Origin of the sequence: Streptomyces sp. TRM68367, from assembly GCF_014495685.1 — a bacterium.
Lineage (GTDB): Bacteria > Actinomycetota > Actinomycetes > Streptomycetales > Streptomycetaceae > Streptomyces.
Genome location: NZ_JACTVI010000045.1, coordinates 14330 through 32124 on the forward strand (window position 1 = coordinate 14330; position 17795 = coordinate 32124).

At 69.7% G+C, this 17795-nt stretch carries 18 protein-coding genes; 8 read left to right on the forward strand and 10 right to left on the reverse strand.

The features are described 5' to 3' along the window. Positions 1–24: 24 nt before the first annotated feature. From H8R17_RS25900 to H8R17_RS25910, 3 genes are all read left to right on the forward strand, one after another. Positions 25–795, forward strand: a complete 771-nt coding sequence (locus H8R17_RS25900) for a serine protease (RefSeq protein WP_187825614.1) — start codon at positions 25–27, stop codon at positions 793–795. Positions 796–977: 182 nt separating this feature from the next. Continuing rightward, positions 978–1922: a bifunctional lytic transglycosylase/C40 family peptidase gene (locus tag H8R17_RS25905; RefSeq protein ID WP_262505511.1), complete on the forward strand. Its 945-nt coding sequence runs from the start codon at positions 978–980 to the stop codon at positions 1920–1922. A gap of 244 nt (positions 1923–2166) precedes the next feature. Then, entirely contained in the window at positions 2167–2874 is a 708-nt protein-coding gene (locus H8R17_RS25910) for a phosphatase PAP2 family protein (RefSeq protein ID WP_187825616.1), read from the forward strand. Positions 2875–2896: 22 nt separating this feature from the next. Here H8R17_RS25910 and H8R17_RS25915 read toward each other — a convergent pair whose 3' ends face one another. Beyond that, complete coding sequence (locus tag H8R17_RS25915; protein ID WP_187825617.1) at positions 2897–4453, reverse strand: FAD-binding oxidoreductase; 1557 nt, start codon at positions 4451–4453, stop codon at positions 2897–2899. 336 nt (positions 4454–4789) lie between these two features. After that, entirely contained in the window at positions 4790–4966 is a 177-nt protein-coding gene (locus H8R17_RS25920; protein WP_187825618.1) for a hypothetical protein, read from the reverse strand. A gap of 162 nt (positions 4967–5128) precedes the next feature. Here H8R17_RS25920 and H8R17_RS25925 point away from each other — a divergent pair, with 162 nt between their 5' ends. Both H8R17_RS25925 and H8R17_RS25930 read left to right on the forward strand, forming a co-directional pair. Next, the gene (locus H8R17_RS25925) at positions 5129–5974 is read left to right on the forward strand and encodes a hypothetical protein (RefSeq protein ID WP_187825619.1); all 846 of its coding nucleotides are present in this window, start codon (positions 5129–5131) and stop codon (positions 5972–5974) included. 85 nt (positions 5975–6059) lie between these two features. After that, on the forward strand, positions 6060–6245 hold the full coding sequence (locus H8R17_RS25930) for a hypothetical protein (RefSeq protein WP_187825620.1): 186 nt from the start codon (positions 6060–6062) through the stop codon (positions 6243–6245). Positions 6246–6326: 81 nt separating this feature from the next. Here H8R17_RS25930 and H8R17_RS25935 read toward each other — a convergent pair whose 3' ends face one another. Then, positions 6327–6704, reverse strand: a complete 378-nt coding sequence (locus H8R17_RS25935; RefSeq protein WP_187825621.1) for a metal-sensitive transcriptional regulator — start codon at positions 6702–6704, stop codon at positions 6327–6329. Between the two features lie 248 nt (positions 6705–6952). Here H8R17_RS25935 and H8R17_RS25940 point away from each other — a divergent pair, with 248 nt between their 5' ends. Beyond that, positions 6953–7573, forward strand: a complete 621-nt coding sequence (locus H8R17_RS25940) for a DUF47 domain-containing protein (RefSeq protein WP_055624809.1) — start codon at positions 6953–6955, stop codon at positions 7571–7573. Between the two features lie 9 nt (positions 7574–7582). Further along, positions 7583–8581 (forward strand): inorganic phosphate transporter, encoded by a 999-nt coding sequence (locus H8R17_RS25945; protein ID WP_187825622.1) that lies wholly within the window; start codon positions 7583–7585, stop codon positions 8579–8581. Positions 8582–8793: 212 nt separating this feature from the next. Here the strand turns inward: H8R17_RS25945 and pstB are convergent, their stop codons facing one another. The 7 genes from pstB to H8R17_RS25980 all read right to left on the reverse strand — a co-directional run bounded on the left by pstB (position 8794) and on the right by H8R17_RS25980 (position 17418). Beyond that, on the reverse strand, positions 8794–9570 hold the full coding sequence (pstB, locus tag H8R17_RS25950) for a phosphate ABC transporter ATP-binding protein PstB (protein WP_187825623.1): 777 nt from the start codon (positions 9568–9570) through the stop codon (positions 8794–8796). A 48-nt stretch (positions 9571–9618) separates the two neighbouring features. Then, on the reverse strand, positions 9619–10683 hold the full coding sequence (gene pstA / locus H8R17_RS25955; RefSeq protein WP_187825624.1) for a phosphate ABC transporter permease PstA: 1065 nt from the start codon (positions 10681–10683) through the stop codon (positions 9619–9621). Continuing rightward, positions 10680–11687, reverse strand: a complete 1008-nt coding sequence (pstC, locus tag H8R17_RS25960) for a phosphate ABC transporter permease subunit PstC (RefSeq protein WP_187825625.1) — start codon at positions 11685–11687, stop codon at positions 10680–10682. Before pstC ends, pstA begins: the two co-directional genes overlap by 4 nt. 134 nt (positions 11688–11821) lie before the next feature. Further along, positions 11822–12949, reverse strand: a complete 1128-nt coding sequence (pstS, locus tag H8R17_RS25965; protein ID WP_187825626.1) for a phosphate ABC transporter substrate-binding protein PstS — start codon at positions 12947–12949, stop codon at positions 11822–11824. A gap of 323 nt (positions 12950–13272) precedes the next feature. Continuing rightward, positions 13273–13731 (reverse strand): NUDIX hydrolase, encoded by a 459-nt coding sequence (locus H8R17_RS25970; RefSeq protein ID WP_187825627.1) that lies wholly within the window; start codon positions 13729–13731, stop codon positions 13273–13275. Positions 13732–13736: 5 nt separating this feature from the next. Next, positions 13737–15026 carry a CHAD domain-containing protein gene (locus H8R17_RS25975; protein WP_399477262.1) on the reverse strand — a complete coding sequence of 430 codons (1290 nt, stop codon included), beginning with the start codon at positions 15024–15026 and terminating at the stop codon, positions 13737–13739. Between the two features lie 25 nt (positions 15027–15051). Next, positions 15052–17418, reverse strand: coding sequence for an RNA degradosome polyphosphate kinase (locus tag H8R17_RS25980; RefSeq protein ID WP_187825629.1), 2367 nt, complete (start codon positions 17416–17418; stop codon positions 15052–15054). Positions 17419–17576: 158 nt separating this feature from the next. On the opposite strand from H8R17_RS25980, the gene H8R17_RS25985 reads away from it, so the two are divergent. Further along, positions 17577–17795 (forward strand): hypothetical protein, encoded by a 219-nt coding sequence (locus H8R17_RS25985; protein WP_187825630.1) that lies wholly within the window; start codon positions 17577–17579, stop codon positions 17793–17795.

The window sequence follows — 17795 nt, forward strand, 5'->3', positions numbered from 1 at the left end:
CTTTGTCGTCCAAGATGTCCCCCGATGAAGCGCATCCCACGCTCCCCGGGCAGCCGCCGGCTCGCGCTGTTCGCGGTGTTTGTGTTGTTGGCCGTGACCTCGGCGTCCGTTGCGGCTGCCGATGACGGGCCGGGGCCGTTCGGGGTGACCGTCACGGCGGCGGTCAGTGCGCAGAGTGTGCGGGTCGGGGCGCTGTTCGAGGCGGCGCGGGCGCCCTCCAGGCTGGCCGGGGGGCACTTCTGTACCGCGTCCGTCGTGCACAGTCCGCACCGGAATCTCATACTCACCGCGGCGCATTGTCTGGATGACAGTGGAAGCCTCGTGTTCGTGCCGGGGTATCGGGATGGGCGGGCGCCGTACGGCGTGTGGCCCGTGCGGCGGCGGTTTCTGCCCGACGGGTGGGCCAAGGGGCAGCATGAGGACAGTGATGTGGCGTTCGCCATCGTGGGCACCCACCATGGCAGGGGTGTTGAGGACGTGGTCGGGGGGAACCGGTTCGTGAGCGGGGTGGCCACGGGGGCCACCGGGGTCACCGTCACCGGGTATCCGAGCTCCCGTGAGACGCCGATCGTCTGCACCAACAAGCCCACCGCGCGCAGCGCCACGCAACAGCGCATCGCTTGTCCGGGGTTCAGCGGGGGGACGAGCGGGAGCCCCTGGGTCAACGGGGACGGGCAGGTCGTGGGCGTGCTGGGCGGACACGACGAGGGCGGGGTCACGGCGGACGTGTCGTACAGCGTGGTGTTCGGCGCGGAGGCGGCCGAACTGTATCGGGACGCGGCCGCCGATCCGTAACGTATAACGTCCCATATGGCAGGAGGTCACCTGTTATGCCGGTGTCGTGATCATTCCTGCGGCAGTGGTCCCGCCTCTACACTGACCTCGGCGACGGACTCCTGGGCGGCGAGGGGCGGTTGACGGTGCGTAAGGCGTGGGTCGTGGCGATCGCCGCTCTCGGCGGAGGTCTCTCCTTCGTGATGCTGCTGGTCGTGGGGGTGTACGTCGTCGCCGGGGGCATCGCCAACAACGCGGGCCGCGCCGCCAAGACGCTCGCCAAGGGCTCCGTGCCCGCCGCCTACCAGGACCTCGTGCAGAAGTGGGGCAACCTCTGCCCGGCCATCAACCCGGCGCTGCTGGCCGCTCAGCTTTACCAGGAGAGCGGGTTCAACCCCAGGGCCCAGAGCCACGCCGACGCGCAGGGCATAGCGCAGTTCATCCCGGGCACCTGGGCCACGCACGGCATCGACGGCGACCATGACGGCGACCGTGACGTATGGGACCCGAAGGACGCGATTCCGTCCGCCGCGTCGTACGACTGCGAACTCGCGTCGTACGTGAAGAAGGTCGGCGGGAATCTGACCGAAAACATGCTGGCCGCCTACAACGCCGGGTCCTACGCGGTGATCCAGTACGGGGGGGTGCCGCCGTACGAGGAGACGCGGAAATACGTCAAGACGATCACCACACTGGAGAAGAGCTTCGCCGCGCCCGTCACCCGCGTCGACCCCTCCGAACAGGCCGCCGGCGCCATCGCGTACGCGCAGAAGAAGCTCGGCACGCCCTACCTGTGGGGCGGCGAGGGCACCCCTGAGCAGGGCGGACGCTTCGACTGCTCGGGGCTGACACAGGCCGCGTACAAGAGCGTAGGCATCGATCTCCCGCGGGTCGCCAACGACCAGTACAACGCGGGCCCGCACCCCGCGCGGGACGAGCTGCTGCCGGGCGATCTGGTGTTCTTCTCGGACGACCTGACCAATCCGCGCGCCATCCGGCATGTGGGCATTTATGTCGGCGGCGGATACATGATCGACGCGCCGCGCACCGGGGCCGTCATCCGCTTCGACCCGATCGACACGCCCGACTACTTCGGCGCCACCCGGGTCACCGAAGATGGCGCGAAAGCGCTCCCCACGACGGTGTGAGCAGTGCGTGAAGCCACCCCCTGAGCTGCGAAGACGTGTCTCTCTTCGATAACGTCTGAGTGATCATTCGGTGGAGTGTGGAACGTATGGACGGGGGCCGTGCGTTCCTGTTGACGTAGCCGAGCGGACGTCGATCGTGTCCATGGAAGCGTGTCAACGGAAGCGGATCTACAAACCGCGGGGGTGAGCCGGATCGGCGTGCGCAAGGGCGCGCCGAGGAACACGACGAAGGGGCCGTTGCACCATGGCTGGACTCGCCGCATCCGGGTCGAACCCCGACGTCGTCCTGCTCTACGACATCAACAGCCTGGCCAAGGACGCGCCGCACTGGTTCGACCGGGTCATGGAGTTCGTGGGCGAGTACGGCCTGCTGTTCGCCGTGATCCTGCTCGTGCTGGGGTGCTGGTGGTCCGTGCGGCGGCGCGGCGACGAGGACGCGGCGTCCGCCGTCGCGGCCCTGGTGTGGGCGCCGCTCGCGGCGGGCATCGCGGTGCTGGTCAACATCCCGATACGCGGATTCGTGGAACGGCCCCGGCCCTTCAACGACCATCATGGACTCGAGGTCCTGGTCAAGGGCAAGGCCGACTACTCCTTCGTCAGCGACCACGCCACGATCACCATGGCCCTGGCGGTCGGCCTGTTCATCACCAACCGCAGGTTCGGCCTCGTCGGCCTCGGCCTGGCGCTGCTCGAAGGCTTCTGCCGGATCTACATGGGCGTGCACTACCCGACCGACGTCGTGGGCGGCTACGCCCTCGGCACGGCCATCGCCCTGCTGCTGTCGCCGCCGGCGATGGCGTTGCTGACGCCGGTGACGACCGCGATCGAGCGGTCGCCGCGGATGGGGTGGCTGATCCGGGCGCGAGGGAAAGGGCACGGCGGGCAGGACGCGGTGATTCCGGGGGCGCGGACGGAGACGGCCGAGGCTGAGGAGCGGGACCTGGCGGCATGACCGCTCCTCGGGGCGCCGGAGGTCAGAGTGCCTGCGGGTAGGTGAAGAAGCGGTCCGGGTCGTATTGCTGCTTCACCTTGGCGAGGCGGGCGGCCGCGTCCCCGTAGTAGGCCCGGCGCCAGTCCCCGAGCGTCGGGTCGGTGTAGTTCTGGTAGGCGGCCCCGGAGGCGTACGGCCGCATCGCCTTGTGGGCGGACGTCAGCCAGGACTGGGCCGTCGTACCGCTCGTACCGGCCCGCCAGGAGGCGATGTACTGGGCCAGCATCCGGGAGCGGCGGTGCACGAAGGCCGTGGCCGTGGGGGAGACGCGGTTGACGGCGCCGCCGAGTGCGGTGAGCTGGATCGTGCCCGAGCCGCCGCGCACACCGCGAATCTGGGACAGCAGCGTCCGGATCCCGGCCGCCGAGAGCGAGCGGTCGAAGAAGTCCGACCGTGCGGCGTACGTCTCCCTCCCCAGCGCGCCCTGCGGAGAGCGGCCCGGCGTGGCACCGGGCAGATGGCACTGCGCGTCCGTCGCGAAGGCGGAGCAGCCGGCGAACACCTCCATCGACTCCTCGTACGAACGGCGCCGCAGCGAGACGTTGACCGGGCGGCCGCCGATGCGGTCGGCGAGGCGGTCCAGGGCGTCCTGGAGTTCGCCGTAGGTGCCGAGGGAGAAGGCGGAGACCGTGACGGTCGGGGTGCCGCCGGAGGCATTGGCGAAGTACAGGGAGGACCAGATCTCGTCGGGCTGCTCCGGCCCCCACTCCTGCCATGCCCTGATGACGGCGGCGGCCTTCGCCCACGACCAGGTCACGTAGGCGGACACGCCCTGCGGTGCGGGGTGCGTCCTGAACTGCAGCTCCGTTACGACGCCGAAGTTGCCGTTGCCGGCGCCGCGCAGGGCCCAGAAGAGGTCCTTGTTCTCCTGTGCGTTGGCGGTGACGAGCTTTCCGTCCGCGGTGACGAGGGTGGCCTGGGTGAGGCTGTCGCAGGTCAGGCCGTAGGCACGGGAGGCTACGCCGTGGCCGCCGCCGAGGGTGAGCCCGCAGACGCCGACGGTCGGGCAGGAGCCGGCGGGGATGGTCACGCCCTTCGCGGTGACGGCGCGGTAGACGTCGATCAGCTTGGCACCGGCGCCGACGACGGCGGAGCCGGCGGATGCGCGGATGCGGTTGAGTCTGGAGACGTCGAGGATCAGGCGGCCGTTGCCGGAGGACCAGCCGGCGTAGGAGTGGCCGCCGTTGCGGATGGAGACGCGGATGCCGTGGGTTCTGGCGTACGACAGGGCTGTGCGGATGTCGTCCGGGTGGGCGACGTAGGCGACGGCGGCGGGGCGGAGTGCGTCGAAGCGGGTGTTGTAGAGCTGCCGGGCGGTGTTCCAGTGGGCGTCGCCCGGGCGGATCAGGGAGCCGTCCAGGTCACGGGCGAGGCCGGACCAGGTGGCCGGGGTGGGGGCACGGGTGGAGGTGAGGGTGTGGGAGGTCTGGGGCGGCGTGTCCGTTTTCGTGCCGGTGGAGTTGCTGCCGTTGCAGGCGGTTGCGGTGACCGCCGTTGTTATGGCGGCTGCGCTGCCTGCGAGGAATGTACGCCGTTCCATGTGTGCCTCCCGTGGGGTGTTACGTGGAACGAGACGGAGTGCCGGAGGCCGGGGTTCCATGATGGGGGGCGTTGATGCGGTGCGGGGCGGCTGGTCCGCGTTTGCCGGGTGCCCGGCGTTGGTGCGGGCCGGGGGTGGGTTCCGCTTGCCCGCGCCGGCGGGGCGCCGCTGCGCCCACCCGTGCCGCCCCAGCGCCACGACTGCCCGCAGCTACGACGACTGCGCGTGCCCCCACCGGGCCGCAGTCGCCGACGGCGCTACGCGCACCCCGCCCCACCCGCGCAGGCCGCCGCAGGCGTACAACACAACCCGCACCCGCCCACCGGCCGTACCCGGTCACCCGGTGGCGTCGGTGTGGGACGTCGCGTCGGCTCTGGCCTGGCTGCGGGCTCTTCGGGCTGGGCCGCGCCAGCCGCAGGTGCAGTGGGCCGCGGAGAAGGCGCCCTTCTCGATGGTTGTCGTGCGGTGTTCCCCGGCGACCGGGGCAGGTTCCGTTCCGTCCTGCTGCGCCACGGCGACAACGCTAGCGAGGCCGGGTGCCGTGCCCATCGGCGGCCTCCGGCCGCGGAACTCGTATGCCTGCACGGGGGCGGCCGCGTGACGGGGGCAACTACCCGTCGTTAACCGGAAGGACAGGGGGCCCTGACGGACGTAGCGGCTGGGGGTAGGCAGGCGATGGCTAGGCAGCGGCAGCGGCACTTGAAGGTGGGGGAGGCGGTCGTCGCCGCCGGAGTCGTGGGGTGCGTCTGCCTCGGAACCAGCGGATGCGCCGGTGGTGACGCCGTCGCCGGGGACGCCCGCGGCGGCGACCCCGTCCAGGTGCTGCACCGCGCCGCCGACCGCCTTGTGGACGCCGGCAGCTCCAAGGCCCGTACATCGATGGAGATGGCCACCGGAGGGACTCGGGTGACCATCCGCGGTGAGGGCGTGTACGACTTCCGGAAGCGGCTCGGGCGGCTGAAGGTGATGCTGCCGCAGGATCCGGCAGGGGACACGGCCCAACGGCCGATCACCGAACTCCTCGCGCCGGGTGCGCTGTTCATGAAGAACCGGGGTGCCGGGGTCCCCCCGGACAAGTGGGTGCGTGTCGACACCGGCACCCTCTCCGACGGCAACCTCGTCACCGGCGGCGCCACCGACCCGTTCGCCGCCGCCGAGGTCCTGCGCGGCACGCGCACGGCGACGTACGTCGGCCGCACCGAACTCGCCGGCACCGAGGTCCGGCACTACCGCGGCACCGCCGACCTCACCGACGCCGCGCAGCACGCCTCGGCCGGGAACAAGGGCCCCCTGGGCGCCGCGGCGAAGGGGTTCGCCACGGCCGAAGTCCCGTTCGACGCCTACCTCGACGACGCCGGCCGCATCCGCAAGCTCCGGCACCGGTTCAGCTTCGTCAACGGCCGCGAGAAGAGCCCCGTCGACGTCGCCTCGACAACCCTGCTGTACGACTTCGGCGTCCCCGCACGCGTACGGCTCCCCGCCGCCGGCGACATCTACGCGGGCAAGATCGCCGAAGAGTGACCGGCGTGAACTAGCCCGTCCGTGCCATGCGCGGTGCGTAGGCCGCTCCCTACTCTAGGAAGTGGGTGACGGTAGAGAAGAGGTGATGCACGTGGCTCCGGTCGGCGGTACGGCAGTTCAGGACCACGTGGCCCTCGCCGAGATCGAGCTCTGCGGAGAACTGATCATCGCGGCCTCGGCCGCCCACGAGGACCGGCTCAGCCTGGAGAGCATCGACGAGGTGCTGAAAGTGGCCGAAGCACGCGCGGAGGCGAAGGCCTCCGGCGGCTGAGCCGTCGTAGTAGGCGTAACCGGTGTCGTAGTCGTACGGCGGCCGTACGGGAGTCGACGTCTCACGCGAGCTCCCGGCGTCTCACGTCCGCAGCATCCGCGCGATCGCCTGCGTCGCCTCCTTCACCTTCGCGTCGATCTCGTCGCCGCCCTTGACGGCCGCGTCCGCGACGCAGTGCCGCAGGTGTTCCTCCAGCAGTTGCAGGGCGAAGGACTGCAGGGCCTTGGTGGAGGCGGACACCTGGGTGAGTATGTCGATGCAGTAGACGTCCTCGTCGACCATCCGCTGCAGACCGCGGATCTGGCCCTCGATGCGGCGCAGCCGCTTGAGGTGTTCGTCCTTCTGCTGGTGATACCCGTGCACTCCGCGGTCGTGGTCGGTCACCACAGCCGGAGCATCCTGGACTTCCGGAGCATCGGCGGCGGAGGGCGCACCCGCGCCGGCCTCTGTGGTCGTCATAGCGTCCTCCCGTTGGTCAGATAGCCGACATATACCCCTGGCGGGTATATGGTACCGAACTTTGCTGGGTATAGGCCTTGTGGCCGATGTCCGGAAACCCCTGGGCAACGGCCGAAACGGACCGGCGAACCGCCCCCGTGCTCATCACCGTGCCCGATGGGCGACACTGGTGGGCGGCCCCTTAGCCGGGGCCGAATGATGCGCCTAGCATCAGCCTGACCGAAACCGAAGCAAGCCGAGGACCCCACGTGCGCTTTCGTCTGACCCCCAGGGAGACGAGCTTCTACGACATGTTCGCCGCGTCCGCGGACAACATCGTCACGGGCTCGAAACTCCTGATGGAACTGCTCGGGGCGGACACCGCCGGCCGGGCCGAGATCGCAGAGCGTATGCGGGCCGCGGAACACGCAGGTGACGATGCGACGCACGCGATCTTCCACCAGTTGAACTCCTCGTTCATCACGCCCTTCGACCGCGAGGACATCTACTCCCTCGCATCGTCCCTCGACGACATCATGGACTTCATGGAGGAAGCCGTCGACCTGGTTGTCCTCTACAACGTCGAGGAACTGCCCAAGGGCGTCGATCAGCAGATCGAGGTGCTGGCGCGCGCGGCCGAACTGACGGCCGAAGCGATGCCGAACCTGCGCACGATGGACAACCTCACCGAGTACTGGATCGAGGTCAACCGGCTGGAGAACCAGGCCGACCAGATCCACAGAAAGCTCCTTGCCCACCTGTTCAACGGCAAGTACGACGCCATCGAGGTGCTCAAGCTCAAGCAGATCGTGGATGTGCTGGAGGAGGCCGCCGACGCCTTCGAGCACGTGGCGAACACGGTGGAGACCATCGCCGTCAAGGAGTCCTGAGGCCCGTCCATGGACACCTTCGCTCTGGTCGTGACCATTGCGGTCGCGCTCTTCTTCACGTACACAAACGGCTTCCACGATTCGGCGAACGCGATCGCCACGTCCGTGTCGACGCGGGCGTTGACGCCGAAGGCCGCGTTGCTCATGGCCGCGGTGATGAATCTCGCCGGTGCGTTTCTGGGCTCCGGGGTCGCCAAGACGGTCAGCGAAGGGCTGATCCAGACGCCGGAGGGGTCGAAGGGGATGGGGATCCTCTTCTCGGCGCTGGTCGGCGCGATCACCTGGAACCTCATCACCTGGTACTTCGGGCTTCCCTCCTCCTCTTCCCACGCGTTGTTCGGCGGCATGGTGGGGGCGGCGCTGGCGGGCGGTACGACGGTGTACTGGCACGGGGTGCTGGAGAAGATCGTCATTCCGATGTTCGTGTCGCCGGTGGTGGGGCTGCTGGGCGGCTCTCTGGTGATGGCGGCGATCATGTGGATCTTCCGGCGGGCGAATCCGCACAAGGCCAAGCGGGGGTTCCGGATCGCGCAGACGGTGTCCGCGGCGGGGATGGCGCTCGGGCACGGGCTGCAGGACGCGCAGAAGACCATGGGTGTCGTGGTGATGGCGCTGGTCATCGCGGATGTCGAGGACTACGGCGATCCGATCCCGGTGTGGGTGAAGCTGGTTGTGGCGTTGATGCTGTCGGCGGGCACGTACGCCGGTGGGTGGCGGATCATGCGTACGCTGGGCCGGAAGATCATCGAGCTGGACCCGCCGCAGGGATTCGCCGCCGAGACGACGGGCGCCTCGATCATGTTCGCGACCGCCTTCCTCTTCAAGGCGCCGATCTCGACGACCCATGTCATCACGTCCGCGATCATGGGCGTGGGTGCGACCAAGCGTCTGAACGCCGTGCGCTGGGGGGTCGCCAAGAACATCATCATGGGCTGGTTCATCACGATGCCGGCCGCGGCGGCGGTGGCAGCGGCGTCCTTCGGCATCGTCAACCTGGCGTTCCTCTGAGAGCACCGCCCGATGGGCCGGGCCCCGCGGTGCCCGCCGGCCTCGTCCACACACGCCGGACGGGCTGATTTTGCCAGCCGGTGTCGTCAAGCGCTGCCGCAGACGGCACCGCCCGTGGCCGGAACGCGACGGACCCGCCCCCGGGAGCCAGGGGCGGGTCCTTTTCGCGCCTCGCGGTGGCACCGCCATGCAGCACCGCGAGGGGTTCTGGGTCAGCCGAAGCGGCCGGAGATGTAGTCCTCCGTGGCCTGGACCGACGGGTTGGAGAAGATGCGCTCCGTGTCGTCGATCTCGATCAGCTTGCCGGGCTGGCCGACCGCGGCCAGGTTGAAGAAGGCCGTGCGGTCGGAGACGCGGGCCGCCTGCTGCATGTTGTGCGTCACGATGACGATCGTGAACTGTTCCTTCAGCTCGCCGATGAGGTCCTCGATGGCGAGGGTGGAGATGGGGTCAAGGGCCGAGCAGGGCTCGTCCATCAGCAGGACCTTCGGTTCCACCGCGATCGCCCGGGCGATGCAGAGGCGCTGCTGCTGGCCGCCGGAGAGGCCCGAACCGGGCTTGTTCAGGCGGTCCTTGACCTCGTTCCAGAGGTTCGCGCCCTTCAGGGACTTCTCGACTATCTCGTCCAGCTCGGACTTCTTGTAGTTGCCGTTCAGCCTCAGGCCCGCCGCGACGTTGTCGTACACCGACATCGTCGGGAACGGGTTCGGGCGCTGGAAGACCATGCCGATCTCACGCCGCACGGCCACCGGGTCGATCCCGGTGCCGTACAGGTTCTCGTCGTCGAGCATGACCTTGCCCTCGACCCGCCCGCCCGGCGTGACCTCGTGCATCCGGTTGAGCGTGCGCAGGAACGTGGACTTGCCGCAGCCGGACGGACCGATGAACGCCGTCACGGAGCGGGGCTCGATGCTCATCGAGATGTCCTCGATGGCCAGGAAGGAGCTGTAGTAGGCGTTGAGGCCGCTGACATCAATGCGCTTGGCCATGGGAATCACTGCTTCTTTCGGGTCGCTGACTGTTCGTCTGTGGCCGCGTCAGCGACCGGACTTCGGGGCCTTCCAGCGGGCGATGCCGCGGGCCACCAGGTTGAGGACCATGATGAACGCGATGAGCGTCAGTGCCGCTGCCCAGGCGCGGTCGTAGGCCGCTCCGGAGCCACCGCTGTTCGCCCACTGGAGGTAGATGTACATCGGCAGCGAGGCCTGCGGGTCGGAGAAGGGGTTGGCGTTGATGAAGTTCGTACCCCAGACCAGCAGCAGTACGGGCGCGGTCTCACCGGTGATACGGGCGATCGCGAGCATCACACCCGTGGTGATGCCGCCGATCGACGTCGGCACGACCACCTTCACGATGGTGCGCCACTTCGGCACACCCAGCGCCAGCGACGCCTCGCGCAGCTCGTTCGGGACGAGCTTGAGCATCTCCTCGGTGGAGCGGACGACCACCGGGATCATCAGGATCGACAGGGCCATCGAGCCGGCGAAGCCGGAGTAGCCCATGCCCAGGATCACGATCCACAGGCTGAGGATGAACAGACCCGCGACGATCGACGGGATGCCCGTCATGACGTCGACGAAGAAGGTGACCGCCTTGGCGAGCTTGCCCCGGCCGTACTCGACCAGGTAGATCGCGGTCAGCACACCGATCGGCACGGAGATCAGGGTGGCGAGGCCCACCTGCTCCAGCGTGCCGAGGATGGCGTGGTAGATGCCGCCGCCGGGCTCGGTGTCGGCGACCACGCCCATCGAGTGGGTGAGGAAGTAGACGTCGAGGACCTTCACACCGCGCTCGACGGTCTCCCAGGCCAGGGACGCCAGCGGGATCACGGCCAGGATGAACGCGACCCACACCAGGCTGGTCGCGGTCCGGTCCTTGGCCTGCCGGCGGCCCTCGACGCGCGCGGAGATGCCGTAGGAGCCGAACACGAACAGGAGCGCGGCGATCAGGGCCCACTGGATGTCGCTGTGCAGCCCGGCCGCGGCGCTGATGCCGAGGCCCAGGGCGATGGAGCCCGCCGCGACCGCCCAGGCGAACCACTTGGGCAGGGTCGCGCCGCGCAGGGAGCTGGGGCGCTTGGCGGAGAGAGTGGCGTGGCTCATGCGTTGGCCCCCGAGTACTCCTTGCGGCGGGCGATGATCAGCCGGGCCGCGCCGTTGACCAGCAGCGTGATGACGAAGAGCACCAGACCGGAGGCGATCAGCGCGTCCCGGCCCATGGGGGTGGCCTCGTTGAACTTGCTGGCGATGTTCTGGGCGAAGGTGCCGCCGCCCGGGTCGAGCAGGCTGGCCTTGATGTCGAAGCTCGGGGACAGCACCATGGCGACGGCCATGGTCTCGCCGAGCGCGCGGCCGAGGCCGAGCATCGACGCGGAGATGACGCCGGAGCGGCCGAACGGCAGCACCGACATGCGGATCACTTCCCAGCGGGTGGCGCCGAGCGCCAGGGCCGCCTCCTCGTGCATCCGCGGGACCTGCCGGAAGACCTCACGGCTCACGTTGGTGATGATCGGCAGGATCATGATCGCGAGCACGATGCCGACGGTGAGCATCGAGCGCGGGGCGCCGCCCTGCCACTCGAAGATGCCGGTCCAGCCTAGGTACTCGTCCAGCCAGCCGTAGAGCCCTTGCAGGTGCGGTACGAGGACGATGGCGCCCCACAGGCCGTAGACGATGGACGGCACGGCGGCGAGCAGGTCGATCACGTAGGCGATGGGGCCGCCGAGCCTGCGCGGGGCGTAGTGCGTGATGAACAGGGCGATGCCCACCGCGATCGGGACCGCGATGACCATGGCGATGATCGAGGAGACGACGGTGCCGTAGATCAGCACCGCGATGCCGAACTCCGGCGGGATGCCGCTGGGGTTCCAGTCGAAGCTGGTGAAGAAGTTGGCCTCGTCCTTGCTGATCGCGATGGCGGCCCGGTAGGTCAGGAAGGCCGCGATGGCGGCCATGATCACCAGGACGAGGATGCCGGACCCGCGGGAGAGACCGAGGAAGATCCGGTCTCCGGGGCGGGTGGCGCCGCGTGCGGCGCGCTTGGCCTCGGCCGGGGACGGCTGCGGGGCGGGGGGAGGCGTGTCGGTTATCTGTGTGGATGTGTCCATCGGGTTCTCCGGTCTGCGGAGCCGTCGTACGGGGCGGCTCCTGGCGGAGCCGCCCGCGGACGGGTGGCCCCTGGCGGCGGTGCACCGGACGGTGCGGCCCAGTCCCGCGGTGGGGGCTGGGCCGCACGCTCAGGTCAGCTCAGGCCCGAGATGGTCGAGCGGACCTTGGAGATGATCTCGGCGGGCATCGGGGCGTAGCCGGCGTCGGCCAGCAGGCCCTGGCCCTCCTTGGAGGAGATGTAGTTCAGGAAGGACTTGGTGGCGGGCAGGGTGTCCGCCTTGTTGCCCTTGTCGCAGACGATCTCGTACGTCACCAGGACGATCGGGTAGGCGTTCGCGGCGGTCGGCGTGTAGTCCAGCTCCAGCGCGAGGTCCTTGCCGGTGCCGACGACCTTGGCCGCGCCGATGGCGCCGGTGGCGTTCTCGACGGTGGCCTTGACCGGCTCGGGGGCCTCGGTCTTGATGTCGACCGTCTTCATGCCGTCCTTGGCGTACGACAGCTCGAAGTACGAGATCGCACCCGAGGTCTGCTTCACCTGCTGGGCCAGGCCGGAGGAGCCCGACGCGGACTGGCCGCCCTTGGCCTCCCAGGACTTGCCCGGCTCGTAGCTCCAGTCCTTGGGCGCGGCGGCCTTCAGGTACTTGGTGAAGTTGTCCGTGGTGCCGGACTCGTCGGAGCGGTGGAACGCCTGGATCTTGAGGTTCGGCAGCTTGGCGTCGGGGTTCAGCGCCTTGATCGCCGGGTCGTCCCAGTTGGTGATCTTGCTGTCGAAAATCTTGGCGAGCGTGCCGGCGTCCAGGACGAGCGAGTCGACGCCCGGGACGTTGAAGCCGACGGCGATCGGGCCGCCGACCATCGGCAGGTCGATGCCCTGGCCGCCGGAGCAGACCTTCTTGGACGTCTCGATCTCGTCGGGCTTGAGCGCGGAGTCGGAACCGGCGAACGCGGTCTGGCCCTGGGTGAACGCGGTGACGCCGGCGCCCGAGCCGGTCGGGTTGTAGTTGATCTGTACGTCTCGGCAGGCGGCGGTGTACTGCTTGACCCATGCGTCGATCGCGTTCTTCTGGGCCGAGGAGCCGGATGCCTGGAGCTGGCCCTTGGCGTCGCCGCACTTGATCGAGCTGGGCGCGGCGGTCGTGGAGCCGCCGCTCCCGCTGCCGCCGCCGGTGTCGTCCGAGCCGCACGCCGTGAGGGCCAGGGCGCCGGAGACGGCGAGAGCACCGAGAGCGAGGGCCCGCCGGTTCATGCGCTGAAGCTTCACTTGAGGGATTTCCTTCCGGGAGCCGCCGTCCTGAATTCGGCGGCGTGCGAAGTCTGGGATGCGGACGCGTGTGGGGGTGTGCGAGTCGCACCGCGTAAGGCTGAAATTAGGCAGATCAGGTGAAGGCGCCGATGGCCGTAAATGAACGAGGGGTGAACCCCTGTAGACGGTGCGGTGAGGTCACGGAACGCTTACGTCGAGGACACGGGGCGGCTGCAAGTTCCGCACCTCCGGGTGATCGTGCTGCTACACAGGGTACTTGCCGTGGGGCGCGTCCGGTCCACGGTCACTGTCTGTGTGTCATGTGCCGTTCACCCTCGATTTCACGCCAGGTGCAGGGATTCGAGCAGGGCGTCGACCAGGGTGCGGTCCCTCGGCTGGGTGAGGCGGTCGCGGGCGGTGCCGGGCGGCAGCCACAGGATGCGGTCCACCTCGTGGTTCGGTGCGAAGGCGCCGTAGAGCGCCTCGGCCGCCCAGTAGCTCACCTGCTTGGGGCGGCCGTTCGCCGTGTAGCGCGAGGTGGGGAGGCGGGCGCCGAGCGCGGCGGCGTACCCGGTCTCCTCCTCGACCTCCCGCAACGCCCCCGCGAGCGGGTCCTCGCCGCGCTTCAGCTTGCCCTTGGGATGGGACCAGTCGTCGTACTTCGGCCGGTGGACGAGGCAGATCTCCAGTTCGCCGTCCACCGGGGAGCGGCGCCACAGGACGCAGCCTGCTGCCTGAACGGTGGTGTCCTTCGGGGAGCTCACAGGGTGTTCACGCCTCCTCGGACTGACTCGGACCATGGGTTCTAAGACGTGCCGATGACTTCCTTCTGCCAGCAGCGCTGGAACGCGTAGCGTGCCGCCTCCACCTCGTGCCGCTGGTCGGCGTGGAGCACGCCGAGGGCGTACGCGGTCGCCGGGGCGATGCGTGGCGTGCGGGCCGCCTGGGCCGCGGCGGCGGCCGCCTCGGAGGCGTCGCGGTGCCGGTCGAGGGCATCGCCGGCGGCCAGCAGCCGTACGCCCATGGGGGCGTTCTCGCCGTACAGGACCTCGCGGGCGTAGCGGTGCAGGCGCAGCAGCAGGCGGACCTGGTGCCAGGGGGCGTCCTGCGGGTGGGGGGACGGGTCCGGGGAGAGGCCGTGGATGAGCGCCTCCGCGTTGTACGGGTGGCCGGCGGTGAGCAGCGGGAGGGCCGTGACGGCGTCGGCGAGCCGGTCCTCCGCGGCGGCGGCCAGGGGGCGCAGGTCGGCGGTGTCCGCCGTGGTGGTGAGGGGGACCTCGCTGGCCAGTACGGCGACCTTGTCGGCGACCGCGTGGAAGCGGCTGCTGCCGAGGGCTTGGAGGGCCGTGGAGTGGGCTCGGGTGCGGGCCAGTGTCAGCTGGCGGTCCAGAAGGGCGCCTGCCTTTGCCGCGCCCACTGTGAGGTTGCCGCGGTCCGGGGTGGGCGCCGGGTGGGTGGGGTGGCCGGCCTCGCCGGGTGCCTCCCCCACGCTCGAACGAGCTCGCGCGGGGGCACCTCCATCGTCCACCCGTGCCGCCCCGGCGGCACGACCGCCCGCAGCTGCGTCGGTGCGGCGGCCGGTGGCTCGGCTGCTCGTGGCTGTGTCGGTGCGGCCGTCGGCGGCTGCTGTGTCGGTGCGTCGGCTGGTGGTTCGGCTGCCCGTGGCTGTGTCGGTGCGGCCGGCCGTGGTCGCGTCGCCTCGGCCGGTGGCAGAAGTGCCGCTACGGCTGGTCGTCGCCACGCCGGCTGTTCCGCCCACCGCCGGCGCCGACTGCGTCGGGAACCCCGTCGAGCCCGACAGCCGGTGCAGTGCCTGGAGCAGGCGGTCCAGGCGGGTCGCACAGGCGTGTTCCATGGCCAGGGTGCCCGAGACCCAGGCCAGTTCCGGGCGCATGCTCTCGGACCAGTCCGTGTCGAGGAGGGACTGGAAGGTGTGCAGGCTGCCGCTGATGCGGCGGGCCGAGCGGCGCAGTGCGCGGCCCGCGTCGACGGACGCCTCCGAGCCGTTGGCCCCGGTCTCCCGGTGCTGGCGCAGCGCGCGGAGGAACTCCGTGGCCTGGGCACGCAGATAGCCCGCGAGGGCGTCTGCGGTCACCGGCCCGGACGTGGGGTCCGTCGGGTCAAGGTGTTGCTGTGCCACGCCGGCGCCTCCGGGCGTCTATGAGCATCTCCTGGACGTTGCGCAGGGGCTGTCCGTCCGCGTCGGCCGCATGCCGGGTCCAGTCGCCGTCCGAGCCGAGGTGCCAGGAGGCGGTGGTGTCCGACATGCCGGTCTCCAGCAGCCGGTTGAGGGCTGCCCGGTGGGCCGGGTCGGTGACCCGGACCAGCGCCTCGATACGGCGGTCGAGGTTGCGGTGCATCATGTCGGCGCTGCCGAACCACACCTCGGGCTCGCCGCCGTTGCCGAAGGCGAAGACCCGGGAGTGTTCGAGGAAGCGGCCGAGTACGGACCGTACACGAATGTTCTCGGACAGTCCCGTGACCCCGGGGCGCAGTGCGCAGATGCCGCGCACCCAGACGTCGACCGGCACACCCGCCTGGGACGCCCGGTACAGGGCGTCGATGACGGCCTCGTCGACCATCGAGTTGACCTTGATGCGGATGTAGGCGTGACGCCCGGCAACGTGGTGCTGGGCCTCCTTCTTGATCCGCGCGATCAACCCGTCCCGCAGGGACTTGGGGGCGACCAGCAGCCGCCGGTAGGTCTCCCGGCGCGAGTAGCCTGACAGCCGGTTGAACAGGTCGGACAGGTCCGCGCCGACCTGCGGGTCGGCCGTCAGCAGGCCCAGGTCCTCGTAGAGACGGGCCGTCTTCGGGTGGTAGTTGCCGGTGCCGACGTGGCTGTAGCGCCGTAGCGTCTCGCCCTCCTGGCGGACCACGAGTGACAGCTTGCAGTGGGTCTTCAGCCCGACCAGGCCGTAGACGACATGGCAGCCGGCCTCCTCCAGCTTGCGCGCCCACTTGATGTTGGCGTGCTCGTCGAAGCGGGCCTTGATCTCGACCAGGACGAGGACCTGCTTGCCGGACTCGGCGGCGTCGATGAGCGCGTCGACTATCGGGGAGTCGCCGGAGGTCCGGTACAGGGTCTGCTTGATGGCGAGGACGTCCGGGTCGTTGGCCGCCTGCTCCAGGAACGCCTGCACGGACGTCGAGAACGAGTCGTACGGGTGGTGCAGCAGCACGTCCCGGCTGCGCAGCGCGGCGAAGATGTCGGGCGCGGACGCCGACTCGACCTCGGCGAGGTCACGGTGGGTGCCGGCGACGAACTTCGGGTACTTCAGCTCGGCCCGGTCGAGGGAGGCGATGCGGAAGAGGCCGGTGAGGTCCAGGGGACCCGGCAGCGGGTACACCTCGGCCTCGGTGATCTTCAGCTCGCGCACCAGCAGGTCCAGGACCTCCCGGTCTATGGACTCCTCCACCTCCAGGCGCACCGGCGGACCGAAGCGGCGCCGCATGAGCTCCTTCTCCAGGGCCTGGAGGAGGTTCTCGGCGTCGTCCTCCTCGACCTCCAGGTCCTCGTTGCGGGTGACCCGGAAGGTGTGGTGCTCCAGGACCTCCATGCCCGGGAAGAGTTCTTCCAGGTGGGCGGCGATGACGTCCTCCAGCGGGACGTACCGGCCCGGGGCGGCCTCCAGGAAGCGGGACAGCAGCGGCGGCACCTTCACGCGCGCGAAGTGCCGGTGGCCGTTGACCGGGTTGCGCACGATGACCGCGAGGTTGAGCGAGAGACCCGAGATGTACGGGAAGGGGTGCGCCGGGTCGACGGCCAGCGGCGTCAGGACCGGGAAGATCTGGTGCCGGAAGAGCGTGAAGAGCCGCGCCTGCTCCTTCTCGGTGAGCTCGTTCCAGCGGACCAGGTGGATGCCCTCCTCGGCGAGGGCCGGGGCGACGTCCTCGTGGAAGCAGGCGGCGTGCCGGGCCATCAGCTCGCGCGAGCGGGACCAGATCATCTCCAGCACCTCGCGCGGCTGGAGCCCGGAGGCGGACCGGGTCGCCACGCCGGTGGCGATACGGCGCTTAAGACCGGCGACCCGGACCATGAAGAACTCGTCGAGGTTGCTGGCGAAGATCGCGAGGAAGTTGGCCCGCTCCAGTAGTGGCGTGTTCGGGGCCTCGGCGAGTTCGAGCACCCGCTCGTTGAACGCGAGCCAGCTGCGCTCCCGGTCCAGGAACCGGCCCTGCGGCAGCTGCGCCCCGTCGACCTGTGCCTCCTCGTACGCGTCGAGGTCGGCGTCGATGTCGGGTTCCAGGTCGGAGACCACCGCGGAGGAGACGGTGTGCGGCCGGTGTGCGGCGATGGAGCCGACGGAGGGCTGCGCGTGCTGGACTTCCTGCGTGTCTTGCTGGCTCATGAACCCATTCTTCCGCGCGCGCGGCGATACGGGCGCGTCGGAGAGCGCGGGTGGGAGCGCTGCGGTAACACGGATGTCCCCATTCCTCGCGTTCCCCTCGGGGGGCGGCGAAGGCTCTGGCACGGCGGGCTTCATTCGCTGAGCGTCGCAACCCTGTCTGAATCGATGGTTACGGAGACATGACGTGCGGGATAGCGGGGGGCGGCTCGCGGGCGTCTACGGCAGGGGTCCTTCGTACGGCCCTCCCGGGGCTGGCACGCCGGGTGCTGCGTCCGGAGGTTCTCGAACACGATATGGCAGAGGATGTCGAGAACGGCCTGGCGGCTCCGTCCCAGAGGGGATGCGGCCACCGTGGCGCCGCCCGCGTGGCCGCCATCCGTGACACCTACCCCGGCCCGCTCGACCTGGGTGGCCCGCTGCTGATCGTCGACACCAGCCGCCCTGCCGACTCCTCGGCGCTGGCGACAAAGACCGCGCACGCCCTGGAAGCTGGGCGCGGGAGCGCCGGCTGA